General features: G+C 59.5%; 22 protein-coding genes, 1 pseudogene and 1 riboswitch. Of the genes and pseudogenes, 9 read left to right on the top strand and 14 right to left on the bottom strand.

Features of this window, described 5'->3' with window-relative positions; genetic code table 11:
* Window positions 1–14: 14 nt before the first annotated feature.
* A complete protein-coding gene (locus T18_RS10105) occupies window positions 15–491 on the top strand; it encodes an Lrp/AsnC family transcriptional regulator (protein ID WP_013761655.1) in 477 nt (158 codons plus the stop codon).
* A gap of 103 nt (window positions 492–594) precedes the next feature.
* Here T18_RS10105 and T18_RS10100 read toward each other — a convergent pair whose 3' ends face one another.
* The 7 genes from T18_RS10100 to T18_RS10070 all read right to left on the bottom strand — a co-directional run bounded on the left by T18_RS10100 (window position 595) and on the right by T18_RS10070 (window position 9143).
* Entirely contained in the window at window positions 595–2250 is a 1656-nt protein-coding gene (locus T18_RS10100) for an ABC transporter ATP-binding protein (protein ID WP_003511077.1), read from the bottom strand.
* Window positions 2250–3101 (bottom strand): ABC transporter permease, encoded by an 852-nt coding sequence (locus T18_RS10095; protein ID WP_003511076.1) that lies wholly within the window; start codon window positions 3099–3101, stop codon window positions 2250–2252. The genes T18_RS10100 and T18_RS10095 overlap by 1 nt, the downstream gene beginning before the upstream one ends.
* Window positions 3101–4051 (bottom strand): ABC transporter permease, encoded by a 951-nt coding sequence (locus tag T18_RS10090; RefSeq protein ID WP_003511075.1) that lies wholly within the window; start codon window positions 4049–4051, stop codon window positions 3101–3103. The genes T18_RS10095 and T18_RS10090 overlap by 1 nt, the downstream gene beginning before the upstream one ends.
* 198 nt (window positions 4052–4249) lie before the next feature.
* The gene (locus T18_RS10085) at window positions 4250–5860 is read right to left on the bottom strand and encodes an ABC transporter substrate-binding protein (protein WP_038494132.1); all 1611 of its coding nucleotides are present in this window, start codon (window positions 5858–5860) and stop codon (window positions 4250–4252) included.
* Between the two features lie 88 nt (window positions 5861–5948).
* Window positions 5949–6662, bottom strand: coding sequence for an HAD-IA family hydrolase (locus T18_RS10080; RefSeq protein WP_003511072.1), 714 nt, complete (start codon window positions 6660–6662; stop codon window positions 5949–5951).
* 256 nt (window positions 6663–6918) lie between these two features.
* Entirely contained in the window at window positions 6919–8292 is a 1374-nt protein-coding gene (locus tag T18_RS10075) for an aspartate aminotransferase family protein (RefSeq protein WP_003511070.1), read from the bottom strand.
* A gap of 14 nt (window positions 8293–8306) precedes the next feature.
* Complete coding sequence (locus T18_RS10070) at window positions 8307–9143, bottom strand: GNAT family N-acetyltransferase (RefSeq protein ID WP_003511069.1); 837 nt, start codon at window positions 9141–9143, stop codon at window positions 8307–8309.
* A gap of 324 nt (window positions 9144–9467) precedes the next feature.
* On the opposite strand from T18_RS10070, the gene T18_RS10065 reads away from it, so the two are divergent.
* The gene (locus tag T18_RS10065; protein ID WP_003511068.1) at window positions 9468–10136 is read left to right on the top strand and encodes a haloacid dehalogenase type II; all 669 of its coding nucleotides are present in this window, start codon (window positions 9468–9470) and stop codon (window positions 10134–10136) included.
* A gap of 14 nt (window positions 10137–10150) precedes the next feature.
* Window positions 10151–11425, top strand: a complete 1275-nt coding sequence (locus tag T18_RS10060) for an NAD(P)/FAD-dependent oxidoreductase (RefSeq protein ID WP_003511067.1) — start codon at window positions 10151–10153, stop codon at window positions 11423–11425.
* Between the two features lie 269 nt (window positions 11426–11694).
* On the opposite strand, the gene T18_RS10055 is transcribed toward T18_RS10060, so the two are convergent.
* The 6 genes from T18_RS10055 to argE form a co-directional block, all read right to left on the bottom strand.
* Window positions 11695–13152, bottom strand: a complete 1458-nt coding sequence (locus T18_RS10055) for an NAD-dependent succinate-semialdehyde dehydrogenase (protein ID WP_003511066.1) — start codon at window positions 13150–13152, stop codon at window positions 11695–11697.
* 15 nt (window positions 13153–13167) lie between these two features.
* Window positions 13168–14211, bottom strand: a complete 1044-nt coding sequence (locus tag T18_RS10050; protein ID WP_003511065.1) for a tartrate dehydrogenase — start codon at window positions 14209–14211, stop codon at window positions 13168–13170.
* Window positions 14212–14224: 13 nt separating this feature from the next.
* Window positions 14225–15688, bottom strand: a complete 1464-nt coding sequence (locus T18_RS10045; protein ID WP_003511064.1) for an aldehyde dehydrogenase family protein — start codon at window positions 15686–15688, stop codon at window positions 14225–14227.
* Window positions 15689–15995: 307 nt separating this feature from the next.
* A complete protein-coding gene (locus T18_RS10035) occupies window positions 15996–16352 on the bottom strand; it encodes a cupin domain-containing protein (protein WP_003511062.1) in 357 nt (118 codons plus the stop codon).
* 26 nt (window positions 16353–16378) lie between these two features.
* The gene (locus T18_RS10030) at window positions 16379–17302 is read right to left on the bottom strand and encodes a 2-hydroxyacid dehydrogenase (protein WP_003511060.1); all 924 of its coding nucleotides are present in this window, start codon (window positions 17300–17302) and stop codon (window positions 16379–16381) included.
* Window positions 17303–17326: 24 nt separating this feature from the next.
* Window positions 17327–18451, bottom strand: coding sequence for an acetylornithine deacetylase (gene argE / locus T18_RS10025; RefSeq protein WP_003511058.1), 1125 nt, complete (start codon window positions 18449–18451; stop codon window positions 17327–17329).
* A 211-nt stretch (window positions 18452–18662) separates the two neighbouring features.
* On the opposite strand from argE, the gene T18_RS10020 reads away from it, so the two are divergent.
* The 5 genes and pseudogenes from T18_RS10020 (at window position 18663) to T18_RS10000 (ending at window position 23314) form a co-directional block, all read left to right on the top strand.
* Window positions 18663–19541, top strand: a complete 879-nt coding sequence (locus tag T18_RS10020; RefSeq protein ID WP_003511056.1) for a GNAT family N-acetyltransferase — start codon at window positions 18663–18665, stop codon at window positions 19539–19541.
* A gap of 39 nt (window positions 19542–19580) precedes the next feature.
* Window positions 19581–19817: riboswitch (cobalamin riboswitch) on the top strand.
* Between the two features lie 242 nt (window positions 19818–20059).
* A pseudogene (locus T18_RS10015) lies at window positions 20060–21013 on the top strand (ABC transporter substrate-binding protein); the annotation flags it as partial.
* Window positions 21010–22038 carry a FecCD family ABC transporter permease gene (locus tag T18_RS10010; protein ID WP_003511052.1) on the top strand — a complete coding sequence of 343 codons (1029 nt, stop codon included), beginning with the start codon at window positions 21010–21012 and terminating at the stop codon, window positions 22036–22038. The pseudogene T18_RS10015 and the gene T18_RS10010, both read left to right, overlap by 4 nt.
* A complete protein-coding gene (locus T18_RS10005; protein ID WP_003511050.1) occupies window positions 22035–22835 on the top strand; it encodes an ABC transporter ATP-binding protein in 801 nt (266 codons plus the stop codon). The genes T18_RS10010 and T18_RS10005 overlap by 4 nt, the downstream gene beginning before the upstream one ends.
* Entirely contained in the window at window positions 22832–23314 is a 483-nt protein-coding gene (locus T18_RS10000) for a pseudoazurin (protein WP_003511047.1), read from the top strand. Before T18_RS10005 ends, T18_RS10000 begins: the two co-directional genes overlap by 4 nt.
* A 173-nt stretch (window positions 23315–23487) precedes the next feature.
* On the opposite strand, the gene T18_RS09995 is transcribed toward T18_RS10000, so the two are convergent.
* On the bottom strand, window positions 23488–24312 hold the full coding sequence (locus tag T18_RS09995; RefSeq protein WP_003511045.1) for a class I SAM-dependent methyltransferase: 825 nt from the start codon (window positions 24310–24312) through the stop codon (window positions 23488–23490).
* A gap of 113 nt (window positions 24313–24425) precedes the next feature.
* Here T18_RS09995 and T18_RS09990 point away from each other — a divergent pair, with 113 nt between their 5' ends.
* Complete coding sequence (locus T18_RS09990; RefSeq protein WP_003511043.1) at window positions 24426–25559, top strand: ABC transporter substrate-binding protein; 1134 nt, start codon at window positions 24426–24428, stop codon at window positions 25557–25559.
* Window positions 25560–25588 lie beyond the last annotated feature (29 nt).

Genomic DNA, 25588 nt, shown 5'->3' with positions numbered 1-25588 from the left:
GGGTTCCGCACGTGATGAAACTTGACCGGATCGATATCAAGATCCTTTACGAACTCCAGAAAAATGGTCGCATCACCAATGTCGAGCTGGCGGAGCTTGTCAATCTCTCGCCAAGCCCCTGCCTGATGCGCGTCAAGAAGCTTCAGGCCGAGGGCTATATCGAAGGTTATTCGGCGCAGATCAACATCAACAAGCTCGGCCAGACGCTGACGGTATTCACCGAGATCACGCTCAAGAACCACCGCCAGATCGACTTCGCCCGTTTTCTCGGCGTTATAGAAAAGATCGATCAGGTAGTGGAATGCCACCTCGTTTCAGGCGGTTACGATTACCTCCTGAAATTCGTCACCTCCGGCATCGTCGAATATCAGTCGATCATGGAGCGGCTGACGGACATGGATGTCGGTATCGACAAATATTTCAGCTTCGTTGTGCTGAAATCTCCGATCATCAAATCGCATATGCCGCTGACCAGCCTGTTTCCGCTTTGAGGTGGAAGACGTCCCTTTGCAGGGGCGCCAGAATGTCGAGACGCGTCGCTTCGTACTCAACGTCATCCTGGGGACGAGCCCGAGGATGACGAAACTGATGTTGTCACCTCTTGGAAAACGCCCGCACCAACTCTGCATCCTGCTGAAGATTGTCGAGCCATTTCGGGTCGAGCTTCGGTACCGAGGAGAACAGGAGCTTCGAATAGGGATGGGTCGGCGATTTGATCGCTTCCGTTGCCAGATGCTCCACTTTCTGCCCGCCATACATCACGACGATTTCGTCGCAGATGGTTTCCACCACAGAGAGATCGTGGCTGATGAAGATGTAGGAGAGGTTCAGCTCTCGCTGGAGTTCGCCGAGCAGGTCGATGATCGCGGCTGCGACGACCGTATCAAGCGCCGAGGTAATTTCATCGCAAATGATGAGCGATGGTTCTGCTGCGAGCGCGCGGGCGAAGTTGACGCGTTGCTTCTGTCCGCCCGACAGGCCGGAAGGATGGCGGTGGCGAACCGAGCGCGGCAGCTTCACCATATCCAGCAACTGGTCGATCCGGGTGTCGCGCGCCTTGCCTCTCATGCCGTGATAAAAGGTCAGCGGCCGGCCGAGAATATCCTCGATGGATTTGGCCGGGTTTAGCGCCGTATCGGCATATTGGAAGACGATCTGCATGCGGCGCAATTGATCGCTGGTGCGTTGGCGGGCATCGGCATCCAGCTGCCGACCTTCGAAGATGACATGCCCGCTGGCGGCGGGCAGAATGCCGGCAATGGCGCGCGCCAGCGTCGATTTTCCGCAACCGGATTCGCCGATGATGCCGAGATTGCGTCCGGGATAGACTGCAAGGCTGACGGAATCGACCGCACGCACCAGCGGCATATGGTCTTCGCCTTTCGTTCCATATCCGGCGATCAGCTTCTCGATATCCAGCAGCGGCTTCGCGTCACTTTGTTTTAGCGGCGCTACGGTGCGTACCTTATCGTTAAAAGCGGTGAGCAACTCCCGCGTATAAGGATGCTGTGCATTCTCGAGAATATCCGTGGTCGTGCCGGTTTCCTGTATCTCGCCGCCTTTCAGCACCACGATCCGGTCGGCAATCTGGGCGACGACTGCGAGATCGTGCGAAACATAAACGCCGCCGATGCCGCCCTTGCGCATCGCTGATTTGAAGGCGCGGAGAACCTCGATCTGTGTCGTTACGTCGAGTGCCGTAGTCGGTTCGTCGAAAATGACCAGTTCCGGGTTGCCGATCAGCGCCATGGCGGCGGAGAGACGCTGAAGCTGGCCGCCGGAAACCTGGTGCGGATAACGGTCGCCGATGGTTTCGGGATTGGGCAGCGACAATGCCTTGAACAGTTCCACCGCTCTTTGGCGCGCCTCCTGCGGCGGCATCAGATCGTGGATGCGGGTGACCTCTATGACCTGGTCGATGATCTTTTGCGCCGGATTGAAGGCGGCTGCGGCGCTTTGAGGGACGTAGGAGATTTTCGTACCGCGGATCTTCGCCCGTTCCATTTCGGAAAGCTGTACCATATCGCGGCCTGCCACCGTGACGCTGCCGCCGGAAATACGGCAGCCTGGGCGGGCATATCCCATCAATGTCAGTGCAATGGTGGTCTTGCCGGAGCCGCTTTCGCCGATCAATGCGACGATCTCGCCATCGGCGATATCGATGTCTACACCCCTGATGATTTGGATGCGGCGGCCGGAATCGGTGGTCGCCTCGACTTTAAGTCCACGGATTTCAACAAGATTTGTCATTATTCGCTCCTGTCGCGGATTTTCTGCGGCAGATTGTCGATCAGCAGATTGACGCTGATCGACAGGCTGGCAATCGCCAACGACGGAAAGATCACGGCTGGCGCGGCAAAGGGCAGACCGCCGATGTTTTCACGCACCAGCGCACCCCAGTCTGCATTCGGCGGCTGCAGGCCAAGACCGAGAAAGGAAAGGCCCGACAGAAGCAGCACGATGAACACAAAGCGCACGCCGAGATCGGCCAGCACGGGACGGATGATGTTGGGCAGGATTTCGGAGCTGATAAGGTGCAAGAGGCTCTCGCCGCGCACGCGGGCGACGGTGACGAAATCCATGGTATTGACATTGACGGCGAGCGCCCGGGCAAAGCGATAGGCGCCGGGCGTATAGATAACCGACAGGGTGACGATCAGCACAGGAATGGAGGAGCCAACGGCAGCGACAACCACAAGTCCGAAAAGCTTGCTTGGAATGGAGTTCACCGCATCGAGAAAACGGCTGAGGGCCGCATCGAACCAGCCGCCGACCACGGCAGCGCTCATGCCGAGAACGACGCCCGACACGCAGGCGATCGTTACGGCGGCAAGCGAGATGCCGACCGTGAAACGCGCGCCCATGAGAATGCGGGAAAACACGTCGCGGCCGAGATAGTCGGAGCCGAGCCAGAGATCGGAGGTCATCGGACCGAAATAATCCAGATCGACGATTTCACCGACGGGATGCGGGATGAGATAGGGCGCAAAGATCGCAACCATGGCCCAGAGAAAAATGACGAGAAAGCCGAAAACGCCGACGACATTGATTTTGTAACCCAAGCGCGAGGTCCCCGAAGTTGTTTTGATATTGTCGGTCATCAGCGCAGCCTCGGATTGGACATGATGGCGATGATATCGGCGGTTGTGATGAGGAGGAGATAACCGACGCAGAAAATCATTGCGCAGCTCTGGATCAGTGGCAGATCACGGGTCGCGACGCCATCAACCATCAGCTTGGCGATGCCTGGATAATTGAAGATAGTCTCGACGATGATGACGCCGCCGACGAGATAGGAAAGCGACAAAGCAACCGCATTGACGATGGGACCAAGCGCATTGGGAAGTGCGTGGCGCAGGACGATGCGCATGCGCGGAGCGCCCTTCAGGAGCGCCATTTCCACATAGGGCGTATCGAGCGTCTCGATGACGGCGGCGCGGCTCATGCGGATCATCTGTGCCGACACGACGAAGGTGAGCGTGATGACCGGCATGGCGTAAACCCGCAGCACATCGAACACGGTATGCACCTCGCTGACCAGCGACAGGGCCGGCAGCCACTTCAGGTATACGGCGAACAGCAGAACCGCGAGCGTCGCGATCATGAATTCCGGCACGGAAATGACACCGATGGTCAGGATGGTGACGGCGCGATCATAAAGCGTTCCACGCAGCATGGCGGAGCTGATGCCGAGCGTCAGGGCCAGCGGCACGGCGATAACAGTGGTGATGCCGGCAAGCTTCATGGAGTTGACGAAACGTGGGCCTATGAGGTCGGCGATCGCCATATTGTTGGCGTAGGACGTGCCGAGTTCGCCGTGTAGCAGGCCAAAAAGCCAGCGGACAAAACGCAGAAGGGCCGGGTCGTCGAGATGCATGGCGGTGCGCAGACCAGCCACGGCCTCCGGCGTTGCCGACTGGCCAAGAAGGATCGTTGCCGTGTCGCCGGGCAGCAGGCTGGTGGCGGAAAAGACGATAAACGATACGATAAGCAGCGTCGTCAGCATGACGACCAGCCGCCTGGCGATAAGGGAGAGTATCCGGCTGTTCATTTACATGCTCCTGCGACCTGCCTGGATCATGATGATTTCAGGCCCGATCGACCTGAAATCATCATGATCCAAATTATATGGCTGGAGCGAGATATCAGGCGAAAACCGCTTGTTTTTCAAAGTGTCGCTCCAGCTGTGGAGGCTTCCCGCACCGGCGGAAAGGTTGCCGGGCGCATCGGCGCCCGGCCCCTTGGTCTATCAGGCTTCGAGCCAGACGTATTCAGCAAACGCGTAACCCATCATGCCGCCGAGCGGATTGGCTTCCAGACCCTTCAGCTTGGAGGTGATGGCGTCGACATTGGTGATATAGGCGGGAATGATGGTGCCGGCTTCGTCGGCGATCATCTTTTCCATTTCGAAGTAGATCTGCTTGCGCTTGTCCATGTCCAGCATGCCACGTGCTTCGAGCATCATCTTGTCGAACTTCGGCGACTTGTACTGGCTTTCGTTCCACGGCGCGTCGGAGGCGTAAAGCAGCGAGAACAGAATATCCGGGGTCGGGCGCGGGTTGATATTGCCGAAGTGAATAGGCGCCTTGAGCCAGTAATTGCTCCAGTAACCGTCCGAGGGAACGCGCTGCACATCCAGCTTCACACCGATTTCTGCGGCCGACGCCTGGATGATCATCGCCATGTCCACGGCAGAGTTTGCAGCATCCGAGGTGATGACGGGGATGGACTGACCGATAAGACCCGCTTTTTCAAAGTGGAACTTCGCCTTATCAGGATCGAAGGCCTTCGGCTTGAGGTCCGGATTGTGGTAGGGACTCATGGGCGGCACGGGCTGGTCGTTACCGACTTCACCGAGGCCACGCAGAGCCGCCTTGACGACCTGCTCGCGGTTGACGATCGACTTCATGCCCGCGATGAAATCGGCATTGTTGCCGGGCGTCTGGTCCAGCCGCATATTGAGGTTGGTGTAGTTGCCGGACGTTCCCTTGGACAGAACGATGCCTTCCTGTTTGTCGAGAAGGCGCAGCGAACGCGGATTGATAGCCGCTGCGAGGTGGATATCGCCCGAAATGAGGGCGTTAACGCGGGCATTGTCTTCGGCAATCGCGAAGAATTCGAAGCTATCGACGTGCGGACCACCCTGTTTCCAGTAATTGGTGTTTTTCGACATGATCGAGCGGACGCCGGGTTCGAATTTCTCCAGCTTGAAGGCACCGGTGCCGTTCCCCTTGGAGAAATCGGTCGCGCCATCGGCAACGATCATGAAGTGATGCAATGCCAGGATGGCCGGCAGGTCTGCGTTCGCGTTTGCCAGCGTGATCTCGACGGTGCTCTTGTCGATCGCCTTGAAGCCGGTCATCTGGGCGGCGATCTTGGCGACCTTCGAACCGACGGCCGGGTCAAGGTGACGCTTCAGCGAATAGACCACGTCATCGGCGGTCAGTGCCTTGCCGTCATGGAAGGTGACGCCGGAACGCAGCTTCACGGTCCAGGTCTTGGCGTCCTTCGTTTCGATGGATTCGGCCAGCTCCATCTGGGGCGTGCCGGAAACATCGAGGAAGCTCAGCCGGTTATAGAGCGCGCAGCAACGAACGTAATCCGTCGAAAGCGAGGCTTTTGCGGGGTCGAGCGTGTCGGCCGTGGAGGAGGACCAGCCGGCCGCCTTCAGCGTGCCGCCGGAAACGGGAGTGGCCGCCAGAGCCTGCGAGGCGCGGCCGAGAATGGCCGAACCGGCGGAAATTGCTACGCCGCCGGCCAGCAGCATGTGAAGCAGCTCTCGCCGCGTCGCGCCGCGACGGATAGCCTGTTCAACGGCGGCATCGTCAGAGCGGGTCCAATTTGTAATCCTGTCACTCATGGTCTTCCCCTTTTGTATGATTTGTTGAAATGGCATCTGCAGTAATTTTCGGCATCCACGCCCCAGTGCGCGTCATGCCACAGGCGCTTCAGCGGCCCGAGTGTCTCGTGGCCTCGGCAAGGCCGGCCATCGAGGTGAAGTGGTAGTCCGGTTCGGTAAAGTTCTCCGGCTCGATGGTGCCGCCATATCCCTTCTGGGCGTGGCGGCGCTCTATCCAGCAATTGGTCATCCCGAGTTTCCGTGAAATGCCGATATCGTGGTACTGGCTCTGCGCAACGTGCAGAATGTCGTCCTTCGATGCGCCTTCGCTTTCAACGAAGGCGAAAACCTTCTCGAAGAATGCGGGATCCGGCTTTTCCGTGGCGGTATCATCCGCTGTGAAAGCGGCGTAAAAGGGACTACCGAGTTCCTTCGAGAAATACTCGAAGGCCCAGCGCTGGGCGTTGGTCATGGCAATGAGACGATGCGTCTTTGCAAGCTCGGCCATCGCGGCGCGACTGTCTTCAAAGCCTTTCCAGTTTTTTGCTGCGTCGCGCAGGCGCTCACCCAGAGCGCGCTCCGCCGGCAAACCGAGTTCCGGAGCGATGATCAGGTAGACGCGGACGAGATCGTCCGGAAACAGATCGGTGGCGTCGGAGTAACGCGCCGCGCGGTAAAGGCTAAGCGCCTTTTCACCGTCGACCTCAACGCCGTTTTCAGCGCCGATCTGGGTCAGGGTCGATTTCAAGCCACCTTCGAAATCGATGAGAGTTCCCACCACGTCGAAGCTCATATATTTGAAGTCGCTCAGTTTCTTGGGCAATGTCGGTCTCCGCTTTGCCGCGCAGAGCCCTTGGGAAGGCTGCGGCATTTTATTCTGTTCCCGGACGGGATCCTTGTCCCGTTCCCATTCTTGCTGACGCCCTTTTTTATGGCGTTTAGTGCTTTTTCTGTTGATAGTTTGGCAGTTCCAGCGCGCCGGATTCTCCGAAAAGGATCGGGTCTTCGGCAGAATATTGCGAATATGTGCGGCGTTGCGACATTTCGAGAAGGTGCCGCAACGCCATCCACTGTTCGCCTCACGCCATGGCGGCCCGCACTGCCGGGTCCTCGAGCGTCTGGTCGAGGGTTTTCCGCGTCCGCTCTATAATGGCGTCGATCTCGTCATCGGTGCAACACAGCGGCGGCGCGTAGCCGAGGATGCCGTTGGCGAAGGCGCGCACGATGAGGCCGTTTTCCCAGGCGCGGTCAAAAACCTTGCGTGCAGGGGCCGCTGCAGCCGGCAGCGGAGTTTTCTTCTCTTTGTCGGTCACGAGTTCGATAGCGGCAAGCATGCCCCGGCCACGTACATCGCCAACCAGCGGATGGCTTCTCAATCCTTCCAGCCCGGCCATCAGCCGCTGACCGGCGCGCCGGCCGTTTTCCAGCAGCCCGCCCTCGTAAAGTTTCAGCACTTCGAGACCAACGGCGGCACTGACGGGATGGGCGGAATAGGTATAACCGTGCCCGACCGCGGCATCGCCGGCGAAGTCGGCTATTGTATCATAAACATGGTCGGCCATGAAGACGGCGCCCATCGGCACATAGCCCGAAGTCAGACCCTTGGCGGCTGTGATGAAGTCCGGCACGATATCTTCGTCGGCACAGGCAAACAGTGGTCCCGTGCGGCCGAAGCCGGTAATAACTTCGTCGGCAACGAAGAGAATGCCATACGAACGGCAGAGTTCCCGCATGGCCTTGATCCAGCCAGGCGGCGGCACCAGAACGCCACCGGAGCCCTGAATGGGCTCTGCATAAAAGGCGGCGACCCGCTCCGGGCCGATAGCCTCGATCTTGTCCTTCAGGATTTGCAGGGAAGAGGCGATGATGGCGGCGGGGTCGCTGCCGACCGGATTGCGATAGGCATAGTGAGACGGAATTTTGTGCTGCCAGTCGTAAGGCACGCCGAAACCTGCATGGAAGGCGGGCAGCGCAGTCAGGCCTGAACCGGCGGTGGTGGAGCCGTGATAACCCTGTTCGATGGAAATGAACTGGTCGCGCTGCGGCTGGCCTTTGGCGTGCCAGTAATAGCGGATGAAGCGGATGGTGCTGTCCACCGCGTCGGATCCGCCAAGCGTGAAATAGACGTGGTTGAGATCGCCTGGCGCGCGGTCGGCGAGTTCGGAGGCCAGGCGAATGGCGGGTTCGCTGCCAATGTCGAAATAGGCAGTGGCATAGGGCAGTTCACGCATCTGCTTTGCCGCCGCTTCCACGATGCTGTCATGGCCATAGCCTGCATTGACGCACCAGAGGCCGGCAAAACCGTCGATCAGCTGGTGGCCGGTCATGTCGGTAATCGTGGCACCCTTTGCCGATTTCAGCACGCGAACGCCAAGCTTTTCATGGCCGCGGAAGGAAGAGACAGGGTGCACCAGATGGGCGCGGTCGAGCTCGATCAGTGAATTGCTTAACATGGGTCTCTCCGGATTCAGCCCAGCGCCTGGCTGGTCAACGCGAATGTTTTCAGTTTTTTGTCGGCAGAGGTTTCCGCCTTCGGCCGGCGCATGGCGATGCCGCCACCGACATGGGCAAGACCGTATTCGGCAAGCCAGGGACCGAGGCCCGTCTCGGTGGTGGTGTCTACGCGCAGGAATGCGCCGGGGCGCTCGGAAACTACGAAGGCAATCAAATCCTTTGCGATTTCAGCAGTTTCCGCCACAATCGGGCCGATGACTTCACCACGGCCAAAGGCGCGAAGGCCTGCAAAGCCCATGATGGCGCCATGCTGTTGAACCACCGCAAACCGTGCCCTATCCGCAAGCTCGGTAAAGAGTGCCGTACGATCCGCACCGAATGCCTGCGCGTCGAGTGCGGCAAGCTCGGCCGGTACAATCGTTTCTGCCCATGCCACATTGGCGGGCTTATCGGCGGCCGTAGGAATTCCCTGGTGCTGACGCACCTCGCCGCATGCCACGAACCCCATCTTCTCATAGAGGGGGAGGCCTTCAGCGGTGGCGGTCAGACGGCACTCGCGATTTTCCGCAGCATCGACGACCGCCTGCATCAGCTTGCGTCCGAGACCACGGCCGCGCATGGCCTCGTCCACGATCACCATGTTGACGGTGGCGCAGGTGTCTCCGAGAAGCGTGGCCATTGCGGTTCCGACGACGCGACCGTTTTCGATAGCGACGAAACCCTTGCTCAGTGAAAGGACGAGCGCCCAGTCTTCCCGGCGGTGTGGCCAACCGGCCTGGCGGGAAAGCTCGACGGCGGCGTCGAGGTGTTGCGGCTCAAATTTCAGGATATCGATGAGGCTGGCTTGCATGGCCCAACTCCGTTTTATTCTTCATGTTCATTGATAGACCGGCGGCAAAAGAACATTGTCCCGACGAATGGCAAGGTTCGATATGTTTCACTGTTGCTTTTACCCGCCGCCGCATCTTATGCCGCACATCATCTGCTTCCATCCGCAGAACGGGGGTGGGCGGCGGCTTCCGGTTTTATCGCACGCAACTCTCTGCCAAACTGGCGGCCGCATACGCAACAATCTGCTTTCGCGAATGGCAATTGCAGTGCGTCGACCGGGCAAAGGCCTCTATGATCTTGTTATTGCAGCCACCACCCATCCCCAAGCAAGGACGACGACGACATGACCATCTTCCGCCCGAAATACATCACTTTCGATTGCCACGGTACGCTGATTCATTTCCAGATGGCAGAAGCTGCCCGCGATCTCTATGGTGATCGTCTGGGCGAGGCCGAGATGCAGCAATTCATCAAGGACTTCTCTGCCTATCGCCTGGACGAGGTCATGCATGACTGGAAGCCTTACGCCGAAGTTGTCCATAACGCCCTGTCGCGCACCTGCAAGCGCAACGGTGTGGCCTTCAAGGACGAAGATGCGGTAATGGTGTATGAGCGCGTTCCGACATGGGGTCCGCATGCCGACGTTCCGGCCGGTCTGGCGAAGGTTGCCAAGGAAATTCCGCTGGTCATTCTGTCTAACGCCATGAATTCGCAGATCATGTCGAATGTGGCAAAGCTTGGCGCGCCGTTCCATGCCGTCTATACCGCCGAACAGGCGCAGGCCTACAAGCCACATTTCAAGGCTTTCGAATATTTGTTCGACATGCTCGGCTGCGGCCCGGAAGATATTCTGCACGTCTCGTCCTCCTTCCGCTACGACCTGATGTCCGCGCACGATCTCGGCATCAAGAACAAGGTCTGGGTCAACCGCGGCCACGAACCGGCAAACCCCTATTACGGTTATACGGAGATCTCCGATATTTCCGGTCTCGCGGGCGTCGTCGGACTGTAAGGAAGGACCGGATCATGAAGCTCGTCTCCTATTGGCACGACACGGCGCCCCTGTTTGCGGGGGCGGCGCAAGGTCCTGTCGAAGGCCATTACGATGTGGCCGTCATTGGTGGCGGCTTCACGGGTCTGGGTGCTGCGCGCCAGCTGGCAAAAGCGGGCGCGCGCGTGGTTGTTCTTGAAGGACAGCGCGTCGGCTGGGGTGCTTCCGGGCGCAATGGCGGCCACCTCAACAACGGGCTGGCCCACTCCTACCTCTCCGCCAAGGCGGAACTCGGTAAGGAGCGCGCCATCGCGCTCTACAAGGCGCTGGATGCCTCGATCGACACGCTGGAAAGCCTGATCGCCGAGGAAGGGATCGATTGCAATTTCCGCCGCGCCGGCAAGCTGAAAATGGCTTCGAAACCGCAGCATTTCGAAAGTCTGGCGAAGAATTTCGAGGCTGTTCATGCCGAGGTGGATCCCGACACGGCGCTTCTGTCGGTTGACGATCTCAAGGCGGAAATCGGCTCTCCCTTTTATGGCGCCATGCTGTCCAAGAAGAGCGCCATGATGCATATGGGCCGCTATGTGGCCGGCCTTGCGCAGGCTGCCAGCCGCCATGGTGCGGTCATCTTCGAAAATGCGGCGGTGACGAAACATACTCAGAACGGCAAGACACACACGCTGGAAACGGCGCGCGGCAAGGTCACTGCCGATAATGTTCTTGTGGCAACCGGCGCCTACACGCCCTCCGGTTTCGGCTATTTCCGCCGTCGCATCATCGCGGTCGGCAGTTTCATCATCGCCACGCGGCCGTTGACGGATGCCGAGATCAAGGCGTCCGTCCCGGGTAACCGCACCTACGTCAACACCATGAATATCGGCAATTATTTCCGCCTCGCACCGGACAACCGGTTGATCTTCGGCGGCCGCGCGCGCTTTTCCACGACATCGGACCAGCGTTCGGATGCCAAAAGTGGAGCGATCCTGATGGATAGCCTGCACCGCATATTCCCGCAGCTTGCGCATGTGCCGATCGATTATTGCTGGGGCGGACTGGTTGATATGACCAAGGACCGTTATCCCCGCGCCGGTTTCCATGACGGCGTCTGGTACGCCATGGGCTATTCCGGCCACGGCGCCCAGCTTTCCACCCATCTGGGCATGATCATGGCTGACGCCATTCTGGGCCGCCCGGACAACAACCCGCTGAAGGGGATGGACTGGCCGGCGGTGCCTGGCCATTTCGGCAAGCCCTGGTTTCTTCCCTTGGTGGGGCTTTATTACAAGATGCTGGATAAGATTCAGTAGCGCGTTAGTTCATTTCTTCATCATGCCGGACTTGATCTGGCATCCAGCCACTGCGCGCCTGCACGGTGAATAGTCTTTTACGATCAATGACGTGATCGCGCTGGACCCCGGATCTAGTCGGGGGTCACGACACGTGAATGCCGTGGCTTTGTCAAACCAATTCATGCCTCCGGATTTTTCTTACACCCCTGGGGGTGCTGCTTTTCAATTTCGCACCAAAAAAGAAGGGCCGCAGAGCGGCCCTTTAGGCGGGGAGAAAGGAACAGTCTTCAGGCAAGTCCACCGATGTGGAACGTCTTCATTTCCAGATATTCCTCGATGCCGACCTGTGCGCCTTCGCGGCCGAGGCCGGATTGCTTGACGCCGCCGAAGGGGGCGACTTCGGTGGAGATCGCCCCGGTATTGAGGCCGACCATGCCGAACTCCAGCGCCTCGCCCACGCGCCAGGCGCGTTTGAGGCTTTCAGTGTAGAAATAGGCGGCAAGGCCGAAGGGCGTGCCGTTGGCGATCGCAATCGCCTCCTCTTCCGTCTCGAAGCGGAAGAGCGGGGCGACTGGCCCGAAGGTCTCTTCGCTCGCCAGCCGCATGGCGGTTGTTGCGCCCGTCAGCACCACCGGTGCGGTATATTGCGAACCTTCAGGCAGATCATGAGGCTTGGTAATGATCTCGGCGCCCTTGGAAACGGCGTCATCGATATGCGCGCGGATTTTGGCGATTGCCGGCTCGTTGATCATCGGACCGATGGAAACACCCAGTTCCGTTCCGGGTCCTACACGCATGGCATCGACGCGATCAGCCAGTTTTTTCGCAAATGCATCGTACACGCTCGCCTGAACGAGAATGCGGTTGGCGCAGACGCAGGTCTGACCGCCATTGCGGAATTTCGAAACGAGCGCGCCTTCGATGGCGAGATCGAGATCGGCATCGTCGAATACGATGAAAGGGGCATTGCCGCCGAGTTCCAGCGACAGTCGTTTTACACTGTCGGCCGCACCGCGCATCAGCAGCGAACCGACACGGGTAGAGCCCGTGAAGGAAATTTTCCGCACCGTCTCATTGGCCATGATCTCGTTGCCGATCTCCGTCGGCATGCCGGTGACGATGTTGATGACGCCAGCCGGAATGCCTGCACGTTCGGCGAGAACGCCGAGCGCTAGGGCCGAATAGGGCGTGAATTCCGAGGGCTTGATGACCACGGTGCAGCCAGCCGCCAATGCAGGTGCGACCTTGCGGGTGATCATGGCGTTCGGGAAATTCCACGGTGTGATGATCCCGCAGACACCAACCGGCTCCTTCAGCACTACGATACGGCGATCCGGCGTCGGAGAGGGAATGGTGCCGCCGCTGATGCGTCGGCCTTCTTCCGCAAACCACTTGACGAAGGATGCTCCGTAACGGATTTCGCCCTTGGCCTCTTCGAGTGGCTTGCCCTGTTCGATGGTCAACATCAGGCCGAGATCGTCGATGTGTTCGATCATCAACGCGAACCATTTTTCCAGAAGCGCCGCGCGCTCCGCGTGCGTTTTCTTCTTCCACGGCCCGAAGGCAGCGTTGGCGGCTTCGATGGCCGCGCGGGTTTCCACGCTGCCCATATCCGGCACGGTGCCGATCAGCGCCTGCGTCGCCGGGTCGATCACGTCGACCGTCTTGCCTGATGCGGCCGCCTTCCATGCGCCGCCGATCAAACCCGTTTGGCGAAAGAGTTCCTTGTCCTTCAAGCCCTGCATTATCTGTCTCCGAAATCAGTCGAGAGCCGCGACAACTGCGGCAGTTATTACGTCTGTCTTGTCCTTGCCCGGCACAGTGCCAATACCCCGGCCGGTCGCCTTTTCCAGCGCCGCCATGACCCGCTTGGCCGCATCCGCCTCACCCAGATGCTCCAGCATCATGGCGCCGGACCAGATGGCGGCGATGGGGTTGGCAATGCCGAGATGGGCGATGTCAGGGGCCGAACCGTGCACCGGCTCGAACATGGAGGGTGCCGTGCGGTTGGGATTGATATTGGCGGAGGCGGCAAAACCGAGGCCGCCCTGAATGGCTGCGCCGAGATCGGTCAGGATATCGCCGAAGAGGTTTGAGGCGACCACGACATCAAGGCTTCCCGGCGCCATCACCATGCGCGCCGCCATGGCGTCGATATGATAACTGGAAACTTCAACATCCGGATATTCGGCGGCGAGCTTTTGCGTCACCTCGTCCCAGAACACCATCGAATATTTCTGGGCGTTGGATTTGGTGACGGAAGCCAACTTGCCGCGACGCTTTTGCGCCTGCTCGAAGCCGAAGCGCAGGATGCGTTCCACGCCCTTGCGGGTGAAGATGGAGGTTTCGACAGCGACCTCGTCTTCGGTGCCCTGATGCACGCGTCCGCCGGCACCGGAATATTCACCTTCGGTATTTTCGCGGATGCAGAGAATGTCGAATCCATCCGCTTTCAACGGTCCCTGCACGCCGGGCAGAAGCCGGTGCGGGCGGATATTGGCGTATTGCACAAATGCCTTGCGGATCGGCAGAAGCAGGCCGTGCAACGATACCGAATCCGGCACCTCCGCTGGCCAGCCGACCGCGCCCAGCAGAATGGCGTCGAAGCCGCGCAGGGTCTCGATGCCATCCTTCGGCATCATCGCGCCGGTCTCCTTGTAGAAGGCGCAGGACCAGGGGAATTCGGTGCCTTCAAGCGCAAAACCGGAGCTTTTTGCTGCGGTGTTGAGAACCTGCCAGGCGGCATCAGTCACGCTTTTGCCGATGCCGTCTCCGGGAATGAGTGCGATGCGATGCGTTTTCAAGATGTTTCCCCTGTTACAGTCCGATCAGGACGCTTTTGCTCTTGCGGTTGGCGAGATAGGCCTCCCGTCCGAGATCCTTGCCGATGCCGGAGCGTTTGTAACCGCCGGTCGGCAGGATATGGTCGCGGGAGCGGCCATAACGGTTGACCCAGATCGTTCCTGCCTGGATGGCGCGAGACAGGCGCATGACGCGCGAGATATCGCGGCTGAAAAGACCCGCGGCAAGACCGTAGGTAGGATGATCGGCGAGCGCCAGCGCCTCTTCTTCCGTCTTGAAGGTTTGCAGGGTCAGCACTGGCCCGAATATCTCTTCTGTGACAGCAGGGGAGGTCTGGTCGACATTTGCGATCAAGGTCGGCTGGTAGAAATAACCCGGACCGTCCATGATCGCGCCGCCCGTCAGGCATTCGCCGCCATGGGCGACAGCCGCCTGCACGATGCCGTCAATGCGCTGGCGCTGCACTTCGGAGATGATCGGCGAATACTGTGTTGCTTCGTCCCAGGTCGGGCCGGGCTTCACCGTCTTCATGCGAGCGATGATTGCGGCGGAAAGCGCCTCTGCGACACTCTCTTCAACGATGATGCGCGAGCCGGCAACGCAGGCCTGCCCGGCATTGGACAGAATGTTGCCGGCGATCGCGGCGGCGGCTTTTTCGATATCGGCGTCTGCAAAAACCAGCTGCGGACTTTTGCCGCCCAGTTCCAGCGTCATGGGCTTGACGCCGGTACGCGCGATATTTGCCATGATGGCCGAACCTGCTGCCGTCGATCCGGTGAAGCTGACCTTGGAAATTTCGGGATGGCCGGTGATGGCATTGCCTGTCACAGGCCCGTCACCCAGCACGATGTTGATAAGCCCGGCGGGCAGCCCTGCCTTGATGGCCAGTTGCGCCATGAAAATGCTGGAGAAGGGCGTCATCTCCGATGGTTTCAGCACTACGGCATTGCCGGCTGCGAGTGCCGGGCCAAGCTTCCAGCCCGCCATGGACACCGGAAAATTCCAAGGCGTAATGGCGCCCACGACGCCATAGGGCTCGGTCATGATCATGCCGACGCTTGTATCGTCGGTCGGCACGAGATCACCGCCCTCCTTGTCCGCAAATTCGGCAAAGAAGCGGATCTGCTCGGCAGTGACGGCGATATCGCCCGCAATCAGGTGGCCCACGGGCCGGGTTGAGGAGAGCGCCTCGATTTTCGCCAGCGTCTCGGCTTCCTGCTCGATCAGGTCTGCCCAGCGTTGCAGTACCCTGGTGCGCTCACGCGGGCGCACGCCGCCCCAGTTACTGCTCTTCAGTGCGGCTTTGGCGGTTTGCACCGCCTCATCGACAAGTGCCGCATCCGCCTTCGGGCAACCGGCATATTCGATACCGTCCGAAGGACGATGCATGTCAATGCCGTTTTTAGCCGGGATCAGCCGGTCGCCGATGAAATGGCCGATCGGCAAGGACAGGCTGTCTGGATCGAAGCTGAGCGTCATGGATGATCCTCTGTGGATATGCGCCAAAGCTACTCCCTGATGGCAAGCAGCATCGACCGACTGCGGCGGGGGCGGTGAACGAAAATCCTGTTTTGCTGGTGGCCCACAGCGCAATCTTCGGCGGGCATGAAGACCGCGCCGAAAACCTTGCGACGGGTCCGATCGAGGGCCGTAAATCCGGTCGAAAGGCATCCGGGCAGGATACCCATGTAAACCATGGCTGGCATCCGCCTGCGGATTGCCAGCCATCGCTGTTCTCAAAAATGCCTCTCCATCAGCCGGGATGCCAGGCATGCTGTTCGGCAAATCATCCGTTCACGGTCACATAGATCTTGCGCACGGTTTCGATTGTGTTCCAGACGCCAACGAAACCGGGCTTCATGACGAAGCTGTCGCCCGCCGTGTAACGCAGCGGCGCGCCGCCCTCCGGTGTGATCTCGATAACGCCTTCGAGAATGTGGCAGAACTCGAATGTCTCGCCTTTGATCGAGCGGCTTTCGCCGGGGGTCGCTTCCCAGATGCCGGTATGCACGGTGCCATCACGGGCTTCATCTAGCGGCCAGGTTTTGAACGACGGGTCGCCGGCGATGAGGCGTTCGGGCAGGGCCTTGGAGGCTTTCGGTTCAAAGGCGGGATTGGTGTCGATGGTCTTGAGGAGAGACATGGGTGTCCTTTCTTGGAACGGTAGGATCAGTATCCGCGGCTACGGTCAACGAGGCCGAGCGGTTCGAGACCGGATTCGAATCGTTTGATATTTTCGACGACGGTGCGGGCAGCGGAATGGGGCTGGGTGACGCTGGCAATATGCGGCGTCAGGAGAATTTTCGGATGGGTCCAGAAGCGGTGGTCTTTGGGCAGGGGCTCCGGATCGGTAACGTCAATCACCGCACCTGAAAGCCTGTCGCTGTTGAGTGCATCGAGCAAAGCGTCATGATCGAGCTGTTTGCCGCGCCCGGCGTGAACCAGAGCAGCCCCTTCGGGAAGCATCCCCAGACGCTCGGCGTTCAGAAGCCCCGTGGTCTCGTCGGTGAGAGGCAGCAGGCAGACGAGAATATCGCTGGTGGAGAGAATGGATTTGAGGCCGTCGTCGCCATGATGGCAGGTGACGCCATCGATCTGACGCTGTGAGCGGCTCCAGCCGGAAAGCGGAAAGCCGAAAGGTTTCAGCCGCTCCAGCGCCGCAACGCCCAGCATGCCGAGGCCGAGAACGCCCACCCGGCACTCTTCCGCCTGACGCTGGGGCAGGGCATTCCACAGTTGCTGGCGCTGCTGGTTTAAATAGACCGGCAGGTTGCGGTGGAGGGAAAGTACGCCGAGGCAGATATATTCCTGCATCATGCGGATGATGCCCTCATCCACCATGCGTACGACCTTTACCGTCTCAGGGATCGCCTCGATGTGAAACTGGTCGACACCCGCGCCGATCGAAAACAGGACTTCGAGATTGCGGTACCGGGCAATGTCCTGCGGTGCCGTCCAGGTGATGAGGTAACGGACTGCGTCGGGATCGACAGTTGACGCATCCATAGAAAACGGCAGATCAGGCAGTTCTGCAGCTAGAGCCTGTCGGAAAATCTCGCCGCGCTTGGCGTCGGAATTGAAGAGAAACGTCATCTGAAATCTATGCTTCCCGAAGGTTCAAGCCGCACAGCGGCTTGCGAGTGTTTCCAGTATCGACTGGCAGGCCGAAAGTTCGCCCGTCGTTATGAACTCGTCCGGCTTGTGGGCGCGGCCGATATCCCCTGGTCCGCAGATGATGGCGTCGATGCCCGCCGCCTGGAACAGCCCCGCCTCCGTGCCGTAGCTGACGGCGGCGAGACAGGGGGTGCCGGTCAATTCCTCCAGAAGCAGAACAAGCGGAGCATTGGCTGCAAGCGAAAGCGCCGGATAATCGCTCATAGGCGTCCATTCGATATCGACACCCTTTGCTGCAAGAGCCTCGACGCTTGCGCGAACCGGCCCGAGCAGTTCAAGCGGCGATATGCCGGAAATCGCCCGCGCTTCCAGCTCGATGGCCGAGAAATCGGGGATGATGTTGATCGCCTGGCCGCCCTTCATCGTGCCGATCTGCAGCGAGGAGTAGGGTGGCTCGAAAGTCGCTTCAAAGGGGCCTTTCGTCAGCTCATGTGCCGTCTCTACGGCCTTTGCCATGATACCGGTCATCAGATGAATGGCATTCACCCCCTGATCAGGCCGGGACGAATGGCCGGAACGGCCACGGATGGTAATGCGAGCTGCTGCTTTGCCCTTGTGTGCACGAACCGCCCGCATATTGCTCGGTTCGCCGATAATTGCGCCGGCCGGTGCGGCGCACAGTTCAGGCAATCTGGCGAGAAGATGCGGAACGCCACGGCAACCCGCCTCCTCGTCGTAGGAAAAGGCGACATGCACGGGACGTTTCAGCGCCATGCGCGAAAATGCAGGCGCCGCGGCGAGAACCGTGGCCAGAAAACCCTTCATGTCGGTGGTTCCGCGCCCGTAGAGACGATCATTTTCCGCCCGCAGTGTAAAGGGATCGGAAGACCATTCCGGCTCGCTGGCGGGTACGACATCCATATGGCCGGACAAAACATATCCGGCGCGATCGGCCGGGCCGAAGGTGGCGAAGAGATTGGCGCGGTCGCCCTCCGGTCCCGCAAGCAGCGATACTTTCGCGCCGTGGCTTTCAAGATAATCGGCGATCCAGCCGGCAATATCGCCATTGGCGGTTCCAACGACCGACGGGAAACCGACGAGACGCTCAAGGATTTCGATTGCGTTCAATGGTCGTCTCCGCTGACCGGATTGTCATCCCGAAAGCTTAGAATGGACTGCGACGTTTATCTGCTGAAATGCGAATGATTTCGGTAGATTGTTGTGACCTTCCAGTGCTTTCAGAAAATTCGTGCTGGCGTAACCGGCTACCGTCGGATGTCGTGGGCTAGGCCGGGACCGGATGAAGGTTGTGAGCCGTAGGGGATGAGGGCCGTTGGTTATGGACCTGCTCAAAGTCGATAGTTTCGAGCTGCGGACCGTGGATATCGCGGACGTGGATGCCGATCATCTGCATGCACTCTCCATGGCCGTCGGATGGCGATATCACGCGAATGAATGGTGTTTTCTGCGGCAATGCGGCGTGGGTCTCGCCGCGCTCGATGAGATCGACCGTGTTGTCGCAACCGCGATGCTCTTTCCCTATGATCAGGGGTTTGCGACGCTTGGCATGGTCATTGTTTCCCCCCGTTTGCAGGGGCAGGGCGTAGCACCATGGCTGGTGCAGAAACTTGTCGCGAAATTCCCCACTGTCTCCCTGCGGTTGAACGCGACGGGAGCGTCGCGGCGGTTGTTTTCAAGGTTGGGTTTTGCCGGCGATGCGGAAAAAGTATATCTGTTCCGGGGAAGGGCGAATTGCCTTTTCGAGATACCGCCGCCCGGCAGAAAACAACGAATAGAGCCGTTATCCGCAGGTCATCTGACTGATGTGGTGGAACTAGACCGGGCGGCTTTTGGCGTTTCGCGCCGGAACGTTTTGCAGCGACTTTTGACGCAGAATGCGGGTTACGGTGTGTTTGAGGCGGACCGTCTTACCGCTTTTGCGCTGCGCCGTGCGGCAGGGCGGGGCCACATTATCGGTCCGGTCGTTGCGGGTGCGGACATGGATGCGATTGCGCTTGTGAGGCGGCATTTTACCGATCTGGACGATGAGCTGGTGCGTCTCGACACCATCAGCGACAATAGTCTCTTTATTGATTTTATTGCGCAATCCGGGCTGGTGGTGATTGAAACCCTTACCACCATGTCCAAAGACGCGCCGCAACCGGCGCCTTCCGGCGCTACAAAAATTTTCGCGTTGGCGGGTCCGTCTTTGTGCTGAGCTGCAGCACTATCGCAATTGACGCCCCGGCGCTTGCCCCTTATGTCAGAAAGTGACGGTTCCTGAAGCCGAAGGGCAAAGGGATTAATAGGGAACATGGTGCGGGTGATTTCTATCGCCCAATGCCGTGGCTGCCCCCGCAACTGTAAGCGGATTGCCGCTCATCCTCGTGACGCCTGAAAAGCGTCATGCCACTGCACCCTTCAAGGTGCGGGAAGGCAGATGAACGGCGTATATTCGTGAGCCAGGAGACCTGCCGTCATAATATTGACCATCGTTACGGGCGGGGATGCCCGGAAGAGGAGCTGATTATGACCTTTCCGTCCGCGGAAACGTATTTAGAGTCCCGTTCTCCATCTCCACACTTGTTGTCGCTCTGTCACTACGCGTTTTGACGCGCGGCCTGCGGATCACGCCACTTTACTTAGACTGGAGAACATATGTTTCATTTCAAACGCCTGCCGGTTTCCGCCGTTCTTCTGGTTGTCGCATTAGCGGCCTTGCCCGCCGGTGCCGCTCAGGCTGCCGAAACCACCTATCCGCTGACGATCAATAGCTGCGGCCACGAAATCACCTTCAAGCAGGCGCCCGCCCGCACAGTATCGGTCGGCCAGAGCACGACCGAGGTTCTCTATCTGCTCGGCGTGGCCGACAAGGTGGTAGGTACGGCGCTGTGGATCGGCCCGGTTCTTAAGGGTTACGAGGACGCCAATGCCAAGGTGGAGCGGCTTGCCGACAATGATCCGAGCTTCGAGGCGGTGGTTGGCAAGAGGCCGGACCTCGTGACGACGCAGTTCCAGTGGCAGATCGGTCCCGAAGGCGTTGTCGGAACACCGGAGCAATTCGCCGAACTCGGTATTCCCGTTTATACCTCGCCTGCCGATTGCATGGGCAAGGACAACTCCGGCGGCGGCGACGGCGTGCGCAAGTCCGTTTTCACCATGGACCTGATCTACCAGGAGGTCCGCGACCTTGCGAAAATTTTCAACGTGCAGGATCGCGGCGAGGAAGTCGTTGCCGACCTGAAAAAGCGTGAGGAAGCCGCCCGCGCCAAGATCGCTTCGGCGAATGGCAAGATTTCAGCAGTCTTCTGGTTCTCCAGCGCCGAGCTGGATATCGATCCTTACGTGGCGGGCCGCAATGGTGCGCCGGGTTACATCATGTCCGCGCTCGGACTGAAGAACGTTATCGAAAGCGATGAGGAATGGCCGACTGTTGGCTGGGAAACCATCGCCAAGGCCAATCCGTCCGTGATCGTTGCCGGCAAGATGGACCGCCGGCGTTTTCCCGCCGATGACGTCGCCGTCAAGCTCAAGTTCCTCGCTACCGATCCGGTTGCCAGCATCATGCCCGCCGTCAAGGCGGCCCATGTCTTCGAAATGGACGCGCAGGCGATGAACCCGACCATCCGCACGATCGAAGGCATTGAAACGCTGGCCGAGGCGATTTCCACAGCCGGTCTCGCCAAGTGAACGGTCTTTCCGTCAATCTTGGCAGGGCGGGTCTGGCTTTTGCCGCACTCGCCCTGCTGCTCGTCGCGCTGATGGCCGGTGCGGCCATCGGCGAGACTGCCATTCCGTTCGACGTGGTGGCAAAGACCATTGCCAATCGTGTCTTCCATGCGGGTTATCCGCTGGAGCCGCTGGATGAGGGCATCGTCTGGAGTTACCGCCTCAGCCGCGCCGTTGTTGCCGCGTGCTGTGGCGCCTCGCTGGCGCTGGCCGGTGCGGTGCTTCAATCACTTCTGCGCAACCCGCTCGCCGATCCATATATCCTCGGTATTTCCGCAGGCGCCTCAACCGGGGCCGTGGCCGTGGCGCTTCTGGGCTTCGGGGCGGGGTTCCTGACGATGCCGGCCGGCGCCCTGATCGGGGCTTTTGTGGCTTTTTCGCTTGTCAGCCTTCTGGCGGTGCGGGCAGGGCACGGCAACAGCGCCATCATCCTGGCGGGGGTCGCCGGTTCGCAACTGTTCAACGCCATGACGTCGTTCATCGTCACCAAATCCGCCAATGCCGAACAGGCGCGCGGCATCATGTTCTGGCTGCTGGGCAATCTTTCGGGCGTGCGCTGGCCGGATGTCTGGCTGGCTTTGCCCGTCAGTATTGCGGGTCTTGGGGTGTGCCTCTGGTACGCACGCGCGCTTGATGCTTTCGCTTTCGGCGGTCAGGCAGCAGCTTCGCTCGGTATTCCGGTGCGCCGGGTCTATGCGGTGCTGATCTCGGTTTCGGCGGTCATGACGGCAGTCATGGTGTCGCTGGTCGGTTCCATCGGCTTCGTCGGTCTCGTCATCCCGCATGCGGCGCGCATCTTCGTTGGCGTTCGCCACGGCATGTTGCTGCCGGTGACGGCGCTGACCGGTGCAATTTTCATGATCATCGCAGATATCCTCTCGCGCACCGTCATTCCGGGGCAGGTGCTGCCGATCGGTGTGATCACTGCGCTGGTCGGCGCGCCCGCCTTCGCCTTCATTCTCGGGCAGAAGAGAGGCCGGTCATGAAATTATCCGCCCACGATCTGCATTTTCATGCCGGCAATCTCGACATCGTGCGCGGTGTTTCGCTGGAAGTCGCCCCGGGCGAGTTTCTGGGTATCATCGGGCCGAACGGTTCGGGCAAAAGCACGCTGCTTTCCATGCTGGCCGGCATTCGCATGCCGCGTCGGGGTCATGTCATGCTTGGTGAGGAACGGCTTGCCACATTCGGGCGGCGCGAACTTGCCCGCAGGCTGGCCTTTGTGGAGCAGCAGGCCGAAACCACCGAGCGCATCAGCGCGCGACAGGCCGTGGAACTGGGGCGCACGCCCTATCTCGGCCCGCTTTCCGCATGGTCGCCAAAGGACGATGCCATCGTCGATGCAGCGCTCGGAAATGTCGATATGGCGGACAAGGCCGAGCGAAACTGGCATCACCTTTCCGGCGGCGAACGCCAGCGCCTGCACATTGCCCGCGCATTGGCGCAGGAGCCGCATATTCTGCTGCTGGACGAGCCGACCAACCATCTCGATATCGGCCACCAGATCGGCCTGCTCGATCTGGTGCGCAGGCAGGGACTGACGGTTGTGGCGGCGCTGCATGATCTCAATCATGCCGCCATGTTCTGCGACCGCGTCGCCATCATGCATCGCGGTGAAATGATCGCTGTCGGCCCACCGCGCGAGGTCCTCACCTCTTCGACCATCGCCGATGTGTTCGGGGTGCAATCCGTCGTCACCACGGATGAAAGCGGATTTTCACATATTCGTTTTCTGCCGGCCCACGGTGCGTCCGATCACGCAAGGAAAGCAACGGCACGATGATGAAATTGAAAAGACTTGCAAATCTCCGCTTTTGCGCCCGACAGCTTTCCGTTTCCGCGGGACTTGCCATGGTTGTGGCCACAGGGTTTTCAATTCAAGCCGGAGCCGAGACCTTCGAGGTGAAGATGCTGAACCGTGGCGAAAAGGGCTCCATGGTGTTCGAGCCCGATTTTCTGGAGATCGCTCCGGGCGACCGCGTGCGCTTCGTGCCGAGCCACAAGAGCCATAATGCCGCGACGATCGACAGTATGGTTCCCGAAGGGATTGAAGGTTTCAAAAGCCGGATCAACGACGAATTCGAGACCGGTTTCGAAAAGCCAGGCTTTTACGGCATCAAATGCTCGCCGCATTACGGCATGGGCATGGTCATGCTGATCAAGGTGGGGGACGCGGTTTTGCCGCAGAGCTACAGGACGGTAGAGGTCCCAGGCCGGGCGAAGCCGCGCTTTGAGGAGCTATTCGAGCGGGCGGAAAAATGAGGTGCTTTCGTCGCGTTTTCATGTGTCATGCCGGACTAGATCCGGCATCCAGCCAAGGCGCGTCTGTACCGTGAGAAACTATTATTACGCGATCAAGGACTTGGTCGCACTGGACCCCGGATCACATCCGGGGTGACGGTGAGCTGGGCGGCAGCTTGTGGGCTTTGGTCGCCCTATCCCTTGTCGGACGTGTGCGGCTTCACGGCGCATACTGCATAACGGTGCTGCAATCCCCGCAAGATGCCTTTCAGCAGACTGAAATTTTTTGCCTGGGCACGATGAATGGCCTGAAGTTCCTGATCGATGGCAACGGGCTCGAAGCCGGTTTCACGCAACAGCGCTGCAACGTCACCAGCTCTTGCACCCTGTGAAAAATAGACCCGCGATAGAATGCTGTTGAAGGTGTTTTCCGGATCCGCCGGCTTGTGCGGCTGGTCCGGCTTCACAAGGCCGATGCTTTCCAGACCCGCCGCCAGCTTCTTGACCAGTCTTTCGCGCCAGCCGGTGTTGACGAAATCGCCATCGACGATCAGCAGGCGTCCGCCGGGTTTCAAGACACGGAACCATTCGGCAAAGCTTGCCTTCGGGTCAACCAGCGTCCAGACCAGATGGCGGGTGATGATGACGTCGGCGCTTTCGTCCGGCTCCATCGTGTTTTCGGCGTCGCCGACAAAAAAGCGGATATTGCGCCCGCGGGTTTTCGCCTTCGCCCTTGCAAGCTCCAGCATGGTTTCCGACCAATCCATGCCGGTGACCTGAAAACCGAGATCGTCCATCAGGTGCGAGATAACGCCGGTGCCGCTGGCCAGATCCAGCGCCTTGCGGCCTTCTCCCTGGCCCAGATGCTTCAAAACCAGCGCGTGCCAGGCCTCGCGCTCTTCTTCGGAGAAAATCTCATGACCCGGGGAAAGGTCGAAAGTCGCGGCGCGGCCGGACCAATAGGTTTTGATTTCGTCTCTCAGACTGTCGTTTTTGCCATAGTGGATAGTGTCGATCATCGGTCTTCAGCTCACATACCGGTCAGTTAAGAATGGCTCTAAAACATAAAACTTGACTAGTATAGTCAGAAAATAATACAGCCGCGCCAGTCAACACTGGAGAGCAATATCCGATGCGCATCTCAGCCAAATCCGCGGCACTTGCCCTTGGCCTTCTCGTATCCGCAGCGTGGCCTGCATTGGCCGAAAAGGTCACCGTCAAGGATGTGACCGGCCGCGACGTGGAAGTCAATGTGCCCGTTTCGCATGTGATCCTCGGCGAAGGCCGTCAGATCTATTTCCTGGCGGCGCTCGACAAGGAAAACCCTTTCCAGCACGTTGTCGGCTGGCGTGACGACCTGGCGAAAGCCGACCCGGAAACCTATGCGGCCTATCTTGCCAAGTACCCTGATATTGCCAAGCTGCCGACCTTTGGCGGCATGAAAGACGGCACCTTCGACATCGAGCAGGCCATTTCGCTGAAGCCAGACGTGATCCTGATGAACATCGACGCGAAGACCGCGACGCAGGAGGCCGGTTACATCGAGAAGCTCGAAAAGGTCGGCATCCCGCTCGTTTACGTCGACTTCCGCGAAAAGCCGATGGAAAACACCGAGCCGAGCATGCGTCTGATGGGCCAACTGACCGGCAAGGAAAAGATCGCCGAGGACTTCATCAAGTTCCGCGCCGACTCCATCGCCAAGGTCACCGATACGCTCGAAAAGGCCAATCCGAAGAAGCCCGTCGTGTTCGTCGAACGCGCCGGCGGTTATTCCGACGATTGCTGCATGTCCTTCGGCAACGAGAATTTCGGCAAGATGGTCGAACTCGCCGGCGGCATCAACATGGCCAAGGACATCATTCCCGGCACGTTCGGCAACGTCAATCCGGAACAGATCATCGCCTCCAATCCGGAACAGATCATCATCACGGGTGGCAACTGGAACGGTTATGTTCCCGGCGGCAACTGGGTCGGTGTCGGTTATGGCGCGGATATGAAGGAAGCCCACCGCAAGCTTGAAAACCTGACCAAGCGCCCGGCTTTCACCGGGGTACAGGCGGTCAAGAACGGCAATGTCCACGCCATCTGGCACCAGTTCTACAACAACCCGTATCAGTTCGTGGCCATTCAGGAAATCGCCAAGTGGCTGCACCCGGACCTCTTTAAGGATCTCGACCCCGAGGCGACCTTCAAGGAGCTGCATGCCCGCTTCCTGCCGCTCGACTACAAGCCCGGTTACTTTGTGTCGCTGAAGGACACGAAATAAGACAGGGACGGTGAAGGGGAGCGCCGTCC

The sequence above is a fragment of the Rhizobium sp. TBD182 genome, assembly GCF_001950375.1.
GTDB lineage: Bacteria > Pseudomonadota > Alphaproteobacteria > Rhizobiales > Rhizobiaceae > Agrobacterium > Agrobacterium tumefaciens.
The sequence above is the reverse complement of the archived record's forward strand: the minus strand, read 5'-3'. Positions and strand labels throughout refer to the sequence as shown.

Excerpts from the sequence above, each read along its gene's own strand:
- T18_RS10105 (WP_013761655.1), top strand. The coding sequence starts at position 15 with ATGAAACTTGACCGGATCGATATCAAGATCCTTTACGAACTCCAGAAA.
- T18_RS10100 (WP_003511077.1), bottom strand. The coding sequence starts at position 2,250 with ATGACAAATCTTGTTGAAATCCGTGGACTTAAAGTCGAGGCGACCACC.
- T18_RS10095 (WP_003511076.1), bottom strand. The coding sequence starts at position 3,101 with ATGACCGACAATATCAAAACAACTTCGGGGACCTCGCGCTTGGGTTAC.
- T18_RS10090 (WP_003511075.1), bottom strand. The coding sequence starts at position 4,051 with ATGAACAGCCGGATACTCTCCCTTATCGCCAGGCGGCTGGTCGTCATG.
- T18_RS10085 (WP_038494132.1), bottom strand. The coding sequence starts at position 5,860 with ATGAGTGACAGGATTACAAATTGGACCCGCTCTGACGATGCCGCCGTT.
- T18_RS10075 (WP_003511070.1), bottom strand. The coding sequence starts at position 8,292 with ATGTTAAGCAATTCACTGATCGAGCTCGACCGCGCCCATCTGGTGCAC.
- T18_RS10070 (WP_003511069.1), bottom strand. The coding sequence starts at position 9,143 with ATGCAAGCCAGCCTCATCGATATCCTGAAATTTGAGCCGCAACACCTC.
- T18_RS10065 (WP_003511068.1), top strand. The coding sequence starts at position 9,468 with ATGACCATCTTCCGCCCGAAATACATCACTTTCGATTGCCACGGTACG.
- T18_RS10060 (WP_003511067.1), top strand. The coding sequence starts at position 10,151 with ATGAAGCTCGTCTCCTATTGGCACGACACGGCGCCCCTGTTTGCGGGG.
- T18_RS10055 (WP_003511066.1), bottom strand. The coding sequence starts at position 13,152 with ATGCAGGGCTTGAAGGACAAGGAACTCTTTCGCCAAACGGGTTTGATC.
- T18_RS10045 (WP_003511064.1), bottom strand. The coding sequence starts at position 15,688 with ATGACGCTCAGCTTCGATCCAGACAGCCTGTCCTTGCCGATCGGCCAT.
- T18_RS10035 (WP_003511062.1), bottom strand. The coding sequence starts at position 16,352 with ATGTCTCTCCTCAAGACCATCGACACCAATCCCGCCTTTGAACCGAAA.
- T18_RS10030 (WP_003511060.1), bottom strand. The coding sequence starts at position 17,302 with ATGACGTTTCTCTTCAATTCCGACGCCAAGCGCGGCGAGATTTTCCGA.
- T18_RS10020 (WP_003511056.1), top strand. The coding sequence starts at position 18,663 with ATGGACCTGCTCAAAGTCGATAGTTTCGAGCTGCGGACCGTGGATATC.
- T18_RS10005 (WP_003511050.1), top strand. The coding sequence starts at position 22,035 with ATGAAATTATCCGCCCACGATCTGCATTTTCATGCCGGCAATCTCGAC.
- T18_RS10000 (WP_003511047.1), top strand. The coding sequence starts at position 22,832 with ATGATGAAATTGAAAAGACTTGCAAATCTCCGCTTTTGCGCCCGACAG.
- T18_RS09995 (WP_003511045.1), bottom strand. The coding sequence starts at position 24,312 with ATGATCGACACTATCCACTATGGCAAAAACGACAGTCTGAGAGACGAA.
- T18_RS09990 (WP_003511043.1), top strand. The coding sequence starts at position 24,426 with ATGCGCATCTCAGCCAAATCCGCGGCACTTGCCCTTGGCCTTCTCGTA.